Annotated in this window: 10 protein-coding genes; 7 read left to right on the top strand and 3 right to left on the bottom strand. The window is 49.2% G+C overall.

The annotated features are described in order from the left end of the window. Positions 1–37 precede the first annotated feature (37 nt). From J4G78_RS17195 to J4G78_RS17180, 4 genes are all read left to right on the top strand, one after another. Entirely contained in the window at positions 38–2,068 is a 2,031-nt protein-coding gene (locus tag J4G78_RS17195; RefSeq protein WP_310737229.1) for an oxidoreductase, read from the top strand. Between the two features lie 197 nt (positions 2,069–2,265). Beyond that, complete coding sequence (gene cysD / locus J4G78_RS17190; protein WP_207987717.1) at positions 2,266–3,162, top strand: sulfate adenylyltransferase subunit CysD; 897 nt, start codon at positions 2,266–2,268, stop codon at positions 3,160–3,162. Beyond that, complete coding sequence (gene cysN, locus J4G78_RS17185) at positions 3,162–5,102, top strand: sulfate adenylyltransferase subunit CysN (RefSeq protein WP_207987716.1); 1,941 nt, start codon at positions 3,162–3,164, stop codon at positions 5,100–5,102. Before cysD ends, cysN begins: the two co-directional genes overlap by 1 nt. Next, entirely contained in the window at positions 5,099–5,827 is a 729-nt protein-coding gene (locus J4G78_RS17180) for a 3'(2'),5'-bisphosphate nucleotidase CysQ (protein WP_207987715.1), read from the top strand. The genes cysN and J4G78_RS17180 overlap by 4 nt, the downstream gene beginning before the upstream one ends. A gap of 24 nt (positions 5,828–5,851) precedes the next feature. Here J4G78_RS17180 and J4G78_RS17175 read toward each other — a convergent pair whose 3' ends face one another. Together J4G78_RS17175 and J4G78_RS17170 are read right to left on the bottom strand one after the other, a co-directional pair. Continuing rightward, complete coding sequence (locus J4G78_RS17175) at positions 5,852–7,228, bottom strand: polysaccharide biosynthesis protein (protein ID WP_207987714.1); 1,377 nt, start codon at positions 7,226–7,228, stop codon at positions 5,852–5,854. Positions 7,229–7,287: 59 nt separating this feature from the next. Then, positions 7,288–7,773, bottom strand: a complete 486-nt coding sequence (locus J4G78_RS17170; protein ID WP_207987713.1) for a hypothetical protein — start codon at positions 7,771–7,773, stop codon at positions 7,288–7,290. A gap of 310 nt (positions 7,774–8,083) precedes the next feature. Here J4G78_RS17170 and J4G78_RS17165 point away from each other — a divergent pair, with 310 nt between their 5' ends. The 3 genes from J4G78_RS17165 (at position 8,084) to J4G78_RS17155 (ending at position 11,286) form a co-directional block, all read left to right on the top strand. Next, on the top strand, positions 8,084–9,388 hold the full coding sequence (locus J4G78_RS17165) for a UDP-glucose dehydrogenase family protein (RefSeq protein WP_207987712.1): 1,305 nt from the start codon (positions 8,084–8,086) through the stop codon (positions 9,386–9,388). Between the two features lie 64 nt (positions 9,389–9,452). Beyond that, positions 9,453–10,208: a class I mannose-6-phosphate isomerase gene (locus J4G78_RS17160; RefSeq protein ID WP_207987711.1), complete on the top strand. Its 756-nt coding sequence runs from the start codon at positions 9,453–9,455 to the stop codon at positions 10,206–10,208. Positions 10,209–10,218: 10 nt separating this feature from the next. Further along, positions 10,219–11,286: a mannose-1-phosphate guanylyltransferase/mannose-6-phosphate isomerase gene (locus J4G78_RS17155; protein ID WP_207987710.1), complete on the top strand. Its 1,068-nt coding sequence runs from the start codon at positions 10,219–10,221 to the stop codon at positions 11,284–11,286. Here J4G78_RS17155 and J4G78_RS17150 read toward each other — a convergent pair. Next, a complete protein-coding gene (locus tag J4G78_RS17150; protein WP_207987709.1) occupies positions 11,283–11,660 on the bottom strand; it encodes a hypothetical protein in 378 nt (125 codons plus the stop codon). The genes J4G78_RS17155 and J4G78_RS17150 overlap by 4 nt on opposite strands. Positions 11,661–11,724: the final 64 nt, after the last annotated feature.

Here is an 11,724-nt window from a genome sequence, read left to right as displayed (position 1 = left end):
TACGATAATAGGCTGATGGAGAAATATTATTATACCGATGACCATGAAATATCCTTTACTGCTCGCGCCACTAGACCTTGGCTTTACCACCATCAAAAACCGCTCGATTATGGGCTCCATGCACACGGGACTGGAAGAAACAGAAGGCGGGTTTGAACGCATGGCGACATATTTTGCCGAACGCGCAGCCAATAATATTGGCATGATCATCACTGGTGGGATCGCACCCAATGAAGAATCGTCAAGCGGCGGTGCCATGATGTCCAGCGACGAGGAAGCAACGAAACATCGTATGGTGACTGATGCGGTTCACGAAGCAGATCCTGACGTTAAAATTTGCATGCAGATTTTGCATCCCGGACCATTGGCTTATACCCCCAATGCCGTTGCGCCGTCAGCTGTCAAATCCCGGATCGGACGATTTGTCCCAATTGAACTCGACAAGGCTGGTATCCAAAAACAGATAGATGATCACGTCCGCTGTGCGGTAATGGCCAAAAAAGCTGGTTATGACGGGGTCGAAATTATTGGCTCAGCCGGTTATCTAATTTCTACTTTTCTGGTCAAAAAGACCAACTTGCGCGAAGATGAATATGGTGGGTCTTATGAAAACCGGATGCGCTTTGCTCTTGAAATTGTCGAACAAACTCGGGCTGCCGTCGGTGACGACTTTATCCTGATATTCCGCATCGCCGCTATGGACATGTTGGAGGATGGGATGAGTTGGGAAGAAATCATCACACTCGGGAAAGCGCTGGAAAAAGCCGGTGTCACCATCATCTCTACTCACTTTACCTGGCATGAAAGCGCGGTACCCACCATTGCCACAATGGTACCGCGGGCAGCGTTTACATCAGTCACCGGCCGGCTACGCAAAGAAGTCAATGTGCCGGTTATTACGTCTAACCGAATCAATATGCCAGACGTTGCCGAGCAAGTTCTGGAACGGGGTGACGCCGATCTGGTGTCCATGGCGCGCCCACTGCTGGCGGACAGCGCCTTTATGCGCAAAGCCGTTGAAGGGCGCGAAGATGAAATTAACACATGTATCGCCTGTAATCAGGCCTGTCTTGATCATACATTCTTGGGTAAGTTAACGTCTTGCTTGGTCAATCCGCGGGCTTGTCACGAGACAATGCTGAATTACCTCCCCACCGCGGAAGCCAAGAAAATTGCTGTGGTCGGAGGCGGCCCGGCTGGTCTTGCCTATGCCACTGTGGCCGCAGAACGAGGCCATGCTGTCACTTTGTTTGAGGCATCTTCAGAAATTGGCGGCCAGTTTAATCTCGCCAAAACCATCCCGGGCAAAGAAGAATTTCACGAAACAGTCCGCTACTATAACCGCATGATCGAGGTGCATGGCATAGACTTGCGGCTCAATACGCCAGCCGGCGCAGCAACATTAAAAACTGAGGGTTTTGACGAGATAATCATCGCCACCGGCATTAAACCGCGGAAGCCGGATATACCGGGTATCGATCATCCCAAGGTGGTGAGCTATGTTGATGTCATTAAGGGCAAAAAATCAGTCGGGAAAAAAGTTGCTATTATTGGCGCCGGCGGCATTGGCTTTGATGTTTGTGAGTTGATAAGCCATTCCGGTCCATCGGGTGCTGTAGACCGTGATGTCTTTGCTGCAGAATGGGGTGTCGATTTCGAAAATCACCCTCGGGGTGGCGTGACCGGCGTTGAGCCAAAAGTTGCCAAATCCGATCGGGAGATCACGCTATTGCAGCGCAAAGAAAGTCGCGTCGGAGCGGGTCTTGGAAAGACAACCGGATGGACCCATCGGATAACGCTCGCGCGGCGCGGCGTAAATATGATGAATGGCGTTGAATATGTTAAAGTTGACGATGCTGGGCTGCATATCCTGCAAGGTGGGCAACCAGCAATTCTGGAAGCAGACACAATCATCATCTGCGCCGGACAAGACCCACTACGGGAAACTTACGATGACTTGGTGGCAGATGGGTTGTCACCGGCGTTGGTTGGCGGCGCTTACGAGGCAAAAGAATTGGACGCCAAAGCCGCTATAAATCAGGCAAGTCATATGGCGGCTGCGGTCTGAGCTAAATATATTGTCGCGAACGGCTGGTCCCTCAGGATTTGACCAATCATCTCAAAAACATGGTACAAGCGATGTTTATCGATAATTAGAAAATCTTGCCAGCCATTGCGCAGCAAGTTCGTTATATAGTTGGACCTTGATGATGCAGTCCCCGCTGCAAGCATCTCAAAGTGACAATTGATGAAAGCATAATTCCAATGCCCCTCACCCATCTCCAGCGCCTCGAATCGGAAGCGATACACATCATGCGTGAGGTTGCGGCGGAGACCGCAAAACCTGTAATGCTTTATTCGGTAGGTAAGGACAGTGCGGTGATGCTGCACCTGGCGAAAAAGGCATTTTTCCCTTCCCCTCCCCCATTCCCGCTCCTCCACGTGGATACTACGTGGAAATTTCAGGAAATGTACAAGCTTCGTGAAAAATCCGCTCGGGATGCTGGCATGGAATTGCTGGTTCATCAAAATCCCGAGGCCAAGGAACGAGGCATAAACCCCTTCGACCATGGCGCTTTACACACTGATATGTGGAAGACCGAGGGCCTGAAGCAGGCATTGGACCAGCATGGTTTTGATGCTGCCTTTGGCGGCGCGCGGCGGGATGAGGAAAAAAGCAGAGCCAAGGAACGGATATTTTCTTTCCGTTCTGCCAACCATCGCTGGGACCCCAAAAATCAGCGGCCGGAGCTTTGGAAAGTCTATAATACCCGCAAGGCCAAGGGCGAAACCATAAGAGTTTTTCCTCTGTCCAACTGGACCGAACTCGACATCTGGCAATATATCCACCTGGAAAATATCGAGATTGTACCGCTCTATTTCTCAGCGCCTCGTCCGACGATAGAGCGCGATGGAATGCTGTTGATGGTTGACGATGATCGTTTCCGGTTTGAAGAGGGAGAAAAGCCGGTCGAGCGCTCGATACGCTTTCGGACGCTTGGCTGCTATCCGTTAACCGGAGCGGTCGAAAGTGAAGCTACCACCCTACCCCAGATCATTCAAGAAATGCTGCTGACCACAACGTCGGAACGTCAGGGTCGAGCCATTGATCATGATCAAGCGGCCTCGATGGAAAAGAAAAAGCAGGAAGGATATTTCTGATGGTTCATTCTGAAAATATCGATGCTGACACGATCTATGAGACCGATGCCCTCATTGCCGAAGATATTGATACCTATCTGGAAGCCCATCAACATAAGACAATGCTGCGCTTCATTACCTGCGGCTCGGTTGATGACGGCAAATCAACTTTAATTGGCCGTTTGCTTTATGATTCAAAGATGATCTTTGAAGACCAACTCGCGACATTGGAAGCAGACAGCAAAAAGGTTGGTACACAAGGTCAAGAGATTGATTTCGCTCTTCTCGTCGACGGACTGGCCGCCGAACGCGAACAGGGCATAACCATTGACGTTGCTTATCGCTTCTTCGCGACAGAAAAGCGCAAGTTCATTGTCGCGGACACGCCGGGTCACGAGCAATATACACGTAATATGGTAACTGGCGCCTCCACTGCTGATCTTGCAGTGATATTGATCGACGCCCGGCAAGGCATTTTAACCCAGACGCGTCGGCATAGCTATTTGGCGCATTTGATCGGCATCAAACATCTCGTTGTCGCCGTGAACAAAATGGATCTGGTCGGATATGACCAAGCCGTTTATGACGACATCATCGCCGACTACACCGCTTTTGCTAAGGAAATCGGCATAGAAGCCTTCACACCCATGCCGATTTCCGGTTTGGCTGGAGACAATATCACCAGTAAATCGGATAATACGCCATGGTATAAAGGTCCAGCTTTGGTGGAGCATCTCGAAAATGTCGAAGTGATGGTAACGGCCAATCAAGCGCGCCCGCTTCGCATGGCCGTACAATGGGTTAACCGGCCCAATCTCGATTTTCGTGGCTTTAGCGGACAAATATCCGGTGGAACCGTCAAACCCGGCGATCCGGTTCGCATCTTGCCGTCGGGTAAGACAAGTACTGTAAAACGTATCGTGACGTTCGACGGCGATCTTGACGAGGCCGTCGCAGGACAATCGGTCACGCTAACGCTGGCGGATGAGATTGATTGCTCTCGCGGGGATGTCGTCGCAGCTGTTGATGCGCCGCCGCAAGTTGCGGATCAGTTTGAGACGACCATTGTCTGGATGGATGAATCTGAACTTTTGCCAGGTCGAAGCTATTGGATGAAGATCGGCACGCAATTTGTCAGCGCCACGGTTCAACCGCCAAAATATCAGGTCAATGTCAATAATATGGAGCAACTCGCCGCCAAAACGCTCGACCTCAATGGCATTGGTGTAGCGGAGATTGCCACGGACCGGCCGATTATATTTGAACCCTATGCGGACAATCGTGATCTGGGCGGTTTCATCCTGATCGACAAGATCAGCAACGCAACGGTTGCCGCAGGAATGCTGCACTTCTGCTTACGGCGATCACAAAATGTCCATTGGCAGGATGTTGATATTGACCGCGCCGCTCATGCCTTGCAAAAACGCCAAGAACCACGGGTGGTCTGGTTCACTGGCTTATCCGGTTCCGGTAAATCAACTATTGCCAATATGGTTGAAAAACGCCTGTACGCCCTCGGAAAGCACAGTTTTCTTCTGGATGGCGATAATGTGCGACATGGATTGAACAAGGATTTGGGGTTTACAGATGTTGATCGGGTGGAAAATATCCGCCGTATCGGAGAAGTCGCGAAGTTGATGGCGGATGCAGGACTGATTGTCCTCACGGCCTTTATCTCTCCGTTCCGAGCGGAACGACAGCTGGTGCGATCCATGTTGCCGAACGACGAGTTTATCGAGATTTTCGTTGATACACCGCTTTCTGTAGCGGAAGAACGTGATGTCAAAGGTCTTTACAAGAAAGCGCGTGCTGGCGAGCTAAAAAATTTCACCGGTATCGATAGCGACTATGAAATCCCGGAAAATGCAGAAATGCGGATTGATACCACCAAGATGAGCCCTGAAGAGGCTGCCGAAATTATCGTGGACAAAATAGTCGGTAGTTGGTCCTATACGATATGACAGATGCTGAATTGGCTGCAAAGCTGGCGGAGGATGCTGGCGCATTGCTATTGAAGCTGCGCGACAGCTCGGTTTTGACGGGACGAGAGCTTGGTAACGCTGGAGACAAAGCGGCAAATGATATGCTTATCGCAGCTTTGCGAGACCAGCGTCCTGACGATGGCTTGTTATCCGAGGAAAGCAAAGATACCCGTGGTCGGCTGGAAAAAGATCGGGTCTGGATCATTGATCCTGTCGATGGAACCCGGGAATATGGTGAAGGCCGCAGTGATTGGGCGGTCCATATCGCGCTTGCCATAGAGGGGAGCGCTACAATCGGTGCGGTCGCTCTACCGAGTCTTGATTTAACTTTGCGTAGCGACCTGCCGATCGCTTCACCCGCTCGTAACAGCAAACTGCGTATGGTGGTTAGCCGGTCCCGGCCAGCCAAAGAAGCCGTTGCAGTTTCAGAAATATTGGATGCTGACCTTATTCCGATGGGCTCTGCGGGGGCAAAAGCGATGGCTATTGTTCGAGGGGAAGCGGATATTTATCTTCATTCCGGCGGGCAATATGAATGGGATAATTGCGCACCAGTTGCGGTAGCCGAGGCGCATGGTTTGCATTGTTCCCGCATTGATGGCGGCCCGTTACGTTACAACCAAGAAGAAACATATTTGCCCGATTTGTTGATCTGCCATCGTCAAGATTCAAATCGAGTTTTAGACTTAGTGAAGGCACTTTAACTCGTGCTATCAATAGCGAAATAATCAGGAGGCTATTTCCACCTCTTCATTATCGCGTTTGTGATCAAATTCCGGGACCATTTTTTTCAGAAGCGCGATTGCCTCACCTGATTCACGGCATTTTCTAAAACCATCGACCAATTGATCCAGATCAGCCTGGTCTAGGTGATTCTCGCGCGCCATCATAATGCGATTATGGACCGTAGACTTAGGATTATTACCGATGATTAGCTCTTCATATAGCTTTTCGCCCGGACGCATCCCGATTTCCTGAATTTCAATATCTCCATCCGGGTTAGCTTCGCTTCGAACCGTTAAGCCGGAAAGTTGAACCATTGTATTCGCCAAATCGATAATCCGTACTGCTTTGCCCATATCCAGCACGAATACCTCACCGCCCTTGGCCATACCGCCAGCCTGGATGACGAGTTGCGCAGCTTCCGGTATGGTCATGAAATAGCGTGTAACGTTGCGATGCGTCAGTGTTATCGGCCCTCCCATTTCGATCTGCTGGCGGAATAGAGGAACGACAGAGCCGCTTGAACCCAGAACATTGCCGAAGCGAACCATCGAAAACCTAGTTTCACTTTTTTCCGCAAAAGCTTGTATAATTTGCTCAGCGCTTCGCTTTGTTGCGCCCATGACATTCGTCGGACGAACCGCTTTATCTGTGCTGATCAGAATGAAATCGCTCACGTTCGCTGCATGCGCGGCATTGGCGAGTTCGAAGGTACCCAAGACGTTGTTTCTGATACCTTCTACTGGGTTCGCTTCAACCAACGGTACATGCTTATAAGCCGCGGCATGAAAAATTGTGTCGGGCTTCCAATAAGACAGAGTCTCTTGAAGGCGTCTGGCGTCCGTGACAGAGCCCAACACGGGTATGATATCTATATTTTCAAGGTCACTGCTTTTTATGTATCGCTTCAGCTCAGATTCGATGGCGTAAAGCGAAAATTCTGACAGTTCAAAAAGTAGTAACCTATGGACTCCCGACTGAGTAATTTGTCTACAAAGCTCGCTGCCGATTGAACCGCCGGCGCCGGTCACCATTACTGTTTTGCCAACAATTGTCCGGCCTAGCAGCAGATCATTGGGCGCAACGGGTTCCCGGCCCAGCAGGTCTTCAATGTCTAGTTCGCGAATGTCGTTAAATGACACCTGTCCGTCCATGATATCCTTCATGTTCGGAAGGGTCTGAACGTGAACTTTAAACTTTTGAACTTGATCAACGATGGCGCGGCGCTTTTTGCGAGATATCTTCGGCAACGCCAGCAATATATCGGTCACTGCATATTTGCTGATTACGTCAGGTAAGTCACCACTCCAAAAAACTCTGTCGCCGTCCAGTTTTTGCCCGTCTAACCTGCGATCATCATCCACATAGCCTCGCAAACGCATGGCCGGCTCTGAACGCATAGAGGATGCAAGCTGTTGCCCCGCACTCCCAGCACCATAGATCAAAACGGTTTTGACTTGCCCCCAAAAAGGTTGCGACCCAGTATATCAACCATCAAATAGCGGGCCATAACGCGCGAAAAACCGACAGCGATAAAAAAGATTATCGGCTGGATTACGCCAATTGTCCGCGGCACGCCTGCCAACCCAAATACAGAAAAAATCAAAACCATCGGCACAGAATAAATGACAAAAGCCCTGACAAGGGTTTTCATCATTCCTGAGCCCGCATAGCGAAAAATCGCATTGTAGACACCGCTATAGTAGAAAACCGGTGCCAATATCAGCAACGAGCCGACAACGACTTTCTGTATAGCCAAGTCCCAATAGACCCAAACGCCGATACGCAGAGAGTAAGCGACGATTATTGATAGAATACAAAGAATTATATCCAGGGATACAACAGTGAGTTGCTTTTTCCATCGCGCCATATTCGCAATTTTAGCCAAAAAAGCCGTGATCAAGGCGGTGATGGTCTCGATTGTCATAATCCCCGTAATACCCGAATACTAAAATACTAAATGCTGCTCGAGTTTCTGTTTATTAGCCGCTTCTATCGCATTTTCCAACTATTTCAGCTACCGTTTATTACGTCGCAAATCTTTCTCGAACTTCGACTAGGTTAGGTCTGCATCTCTTGCGCACATTAAATCTTTACCAGCCTTTGCTAAGAAGGGACAGAACGCACTTTAGAGAAGCCGGATTAATTTACCGCGCTTGACCATAAATGTTGATCAGGCCAGAAGCGCGATATTACGTATAAAAACGATTTAAGTAATAGAATTTCAAAGGAGCACTATGAAAATTGCAATGATCGGATCTGGTTATGTTGGCTTGGTTTCTGGCGCATGTTTTGCTGACTTTGGCCATCAAGTCATCTGCGTCGACAAAGACCCCGGCAAGATTGAGAAACTGAATCAAAATATCATGCCAATTTTTGAACCAGGCCTTGCCAGCCTCGTCGAACGCAACGTCAGCGGCGACCGCTTATCTTTTTCAGGCGATCTGAAAGAATCAGTCAAAGATTGTGATGCCGTATTTATTGCGGTCGGAACACCTTCACGTCGCGGAGATGGTCATGCTGACCTGAGCTATGTTTATGCCGCTAGCGAAGAAATTGCCGAAGCAATCACTAAGCCTACGGTCGTTGTGACGAAGTCGACAGTACCTGTGGGCACGGGTGACGAAGTCGAGTTAATTTTGTCTAAAAAACTTAACTCCGATCAATTTGCAGTGGTATCTAATCCTGAATTTCTTCGCGAAGGCGCCGCCATTGACGATTTCAAACGCCCCGACCGTATCGTCATTGGTGCTGAAATCGAATGGGCCAAGGACGTCATGAGCGAGATATATCGCCCATTGTTCCTGAACGAATCCCCCATTCTCTTTACCGGTCGCCGCACAGCTGAGCTTACAAAATACGCAGCTAACGCTTTCCTTGCTACCAAAATAACATTCATCAATGAAATTGCCGACTTGTGCGAAAAAGTTGGCGCGGACGTTCAGGAAGTCTCTCGCGGTATTGGTTTAGATAATCGTATAGGCTCGAAATTCTTGCATGCTGGCCCTGGCTATGGCGGTAGCTGTTTTCCCAAGGATACCTTGGCTCTATTAAAAACTGCGCAGGACAATGAGAGCCCTGTGCGGATCGTGGAAGCAGTCGTGCAAGTCAATGATCAACGAAAGCGAGCTATGGGCCGTAAAGTCATCCAAGCCTTGGGCGGTCAGGCAAGAGGAAAGAAAATTGCGTTACTCGGCCTGACTTTCAAGCCCAATACAGATGATATGCGTGATGCGCCTGCCATTGCAATCGCACAAACACTATTGGATGCGGGCGCAGAGGTTAGCGCTTTTGATCCGGAAGGAATGGACGCTGCAGCCGAAATAATGCCGGGTGTAGCGATGACGAACAGCAGCTACGAGGCCGCTACAGGCGCTGATGCTGTTGTGATAGTCACGGAATGGGATGCCTTCCGCGCGCTCGACCTCGCAAAACTATCATCAGCAATGTCTGGCAATACATTGGTTGACTTGCGCAATATATATCATCCGACAGATGTCGCCAAAAGCGGGCTGGAATATACCAGCATCGGGCGTAACTGAACTTTAAGCAGGCACTGATGAAACTCAAACAGAAATCCGTTCCAAAACCTTGGGGCAATCGAGTTTGCCGAAGGTATTTGGCGGCAAACAAAAAAACAAGATCGGCGAAATCTGGTTTCAACCGCCCAAGGGTGTTACACCGAAATTGTTGACCAAATATCTGTTCACCAGCGAAAAACTGTCCATACAAGTTCATCCCAATGATCGCCAGGCACGTCGGAAGGGCCTTCCTAGCGGCAAGGAAGAATGCTGGTACATATTGAGAGCCGAACCAAATGCCTTACTGGGGATCGGCCTCACCAAGGAAGTGAGTGCAACAAAGTTACATGCTGCCGTTGCGTGTAGTCAGATCGAACAGCTTATCGACTGGAAACCGGTTAAATCCGGCGATCTATACTATATTCCAGCGGGCACCATCCACGCGATTGGTCCGGGAATACAGCTTATCGAGGTGCAACAAAACGCTGACATAACCTATAGATTGTACGACTATGGCCGTCCGCGTGAACTGCATTTGGAAGATGCTCTTTCCGTTGCCACACTAACGCCTTACGACATGAAACATTATCAGGAACCGGCGGCTGACCAATCCGCAAAGCTGATTGATGGACCGCATTTCAAACTATTCCAAGTCATCGGCAACGATCAAGCCGTGCTGAAAGGTACCGCGTCAGGAGAATGGCAGATTTTGCCGTTGGAAGGAAAGGTCATGGCCAGGGGCAAGGCCATTCACGCTGGTGAGTGTGGACTTTGCACCAAAGCTTCGGAAATAGATCTGTCGAAAAATATTAAATCTTTGATCGCTTGCAGCGTGAATTGAGTTGAATGAAATGAGCGAAGACAATCTGATTACACCCGTTATCTTATCCGGTGGCTCTGGAACACGTCTATGGCCGGTTTCCACGGATGAACGGCCCAAACAATTTCTTAATCTCACCGGCTCTCTGAGTATGTTTCAGCTAACGCTGGAACGCTGCCAGGACACCAGTCTTTTTGACCTGCCAATCATAGTCGGTGGCGCGAAACATGCAGACCTTGCAGAACAGCAGATGGGAGAAATTGGTGCAGAGGTACAAGCTCATATATTAGAACCTTGCGCCAGAAATACCGCTCCAGCCATTGCATTGGCTGCCCTCGCCTGCAGACGTCCGCAAAACCTTTTGCTCGTGATGCCCAGTGACCATGTCATCAAAGATGTGCCGGCATTTCAAGAAGCAATCCGGCAGTCGGTTTCATTGGCAAAAGCCCGCTGGTTGGTTACTTTCGGAATAGAACCCCGCAGTGCCGAAACAGGCTATGGTTATATTCAACAAGGCGAGCCTGTTATCGGCAGTTCCAATAGCTTTGCTGCGCAGCGCTTTGTAGAGAAGCCAAACCACAGCAATGCAGAAAAAATGTTAGCCGAGGGCGGATATTACTGGAACGCTGGTATTTTCCTGTTTCGGGCAGATACCTATTTGGAAGCCATGGCCCAGCACGCGCCAGAAATGTTGCAAGCTGCAAAAAATGCAATGGAAAAAGCGGCTAGAGACCAAACTCGGATAGAACCGAATGAGTCCAGTTTCGCGAATGCACCATCAGACTCGATTGATTATGCGATTATGGAAAAAGCCGAGAAAGTAGCAGTAACTCCGATCAACCCCGGCTGGTCAGATGTAGGAAGTTGGGATTCCTTATTTGAAATCAGTCAATCTGATGATCAATCCAACGTAACATTTGGAGACGTTGTCGCAGTAGAATCGAAAGATAACCTCATTCATTCTGATGGGCTTGAAATCACAACATTTGGTTTAGAAAATCTGATCATCGTTGCCAGCGGCAAAAAAGTCATGATTTTGCCAAAGGGCCAATCACAAAATGTCAGAAAAATCGTAACGGCGCGAAGAAATACAGACTAGATAGTTTCTTTTTCGCGAATTTTAGCCTGTATGGATCGATCCATATCTTTTGATTTTCCGGCAATCCAAGACGGCCAGAACCGAGCGACCAGTAAAAGAAAGGTTGGAATCAACATTGTATTCCACATGTCTTTATAACCTTCGGCTTGGAAGAGCGCTATGGATGCGGGGCTATCACCCACTCTTTGATAATCCAAATATTCATTAGCGGCCGCAGCTATAAGGACCGCAAGCCACGGCCAAGGACTTGCCAGCGATCTACGAAAAAACAGAGCAAGCCCGAATTGAATTGCGATTGCACCGTAAATATGCAGCACATCCCGGTCCAACCCCGTAGTGCTCTCAAGCCAAATCTTTATTTCTAACCATTGCATATGCGCCGCTTGGCTGAGTGATCCCTAACCGTCAATGAACAAATCGAGAGATAATGTAGTTATT

It is taken from the genome of Parasphingorhabdus cellanae, from assembly GCF_017498565.1.
Classification (GTDB): domain Bacteria; phylum Pseudomonadota; class Alphaproteobacteria; order Sphingomonadales; family Sphingomonadaceae; genus Parasphingorhabdus; species Parasphingorhabdus cellanae.
This window is presented reverse-complemented; position numbering and strand designations above follow the sequence as displayed.

Excerpts from the sequence above, each read along its gene's own strand:
- J4G78_RS17195 (WP_310737229.1), top strand. The coding sequence starts at position 38 with ATGACCATGAAATATCCTTTACTGCTCGCGCCACTAGACCTTGGCTTT.
- cysD (WP_207987717.1), top strand. The coding sequence starts at position 2,266 with ATGCCCCTCACCCATCTCCAGCGCCTCGAATCGGAAGCGATACACATC.
- cysN (WP_207987716.1), top strand. The coding sequence starts at position 3,162 with ATGGTTCATTCTGAAAATATCGATGCTGACACGATCTATGAGACCGAT.
- J4G78_RS17180 (WP_207987715.1), top strand. The coding sequence starts at position 5,099 with ATGACAGATGCTGAATTGGCTGCAAAGCTGGCGGAGGATGCTGGCGCA.
- J4G78_RS17175 (WP_207987714.1), bottom strand. The coding sequence starts at position 7,228 with ATGCGTTTGCGAGGCTATGTGGATGATGATCGCAGGTTAGACGGGCAA.
- J4G78_RS17170 (WP_207987713.1), bottom strand. The coding sequence starts at position 7,773 with ATGACAATCGAGACCATCACCGCCTTGATCACGGCTTTTTTGGCTAAA.
- J4G78_RS17165 (WP_207987712.1), top strand. The coding sequence starts at position 8,084 with ATGAAAATTGCAATGATCGGATCTGGTTATGTTGGCTTGGTTTCTGGC.
- J4G78_RS17155 (WP_207987710.1), top strand. The coding sequence starts at position 10,219 with ATGAGCGAAGACAATCTGATTACACCCGTTATCTTATCCGGTGGCTCT.
- J4G78_RS17150 (WP_207987709.1), bottom strand. The coding sequence starts at position 11,660 with ATGCAATGGTTAGAAATAAAGATTTGGCTTGAGAGCACTACGGGGTTG.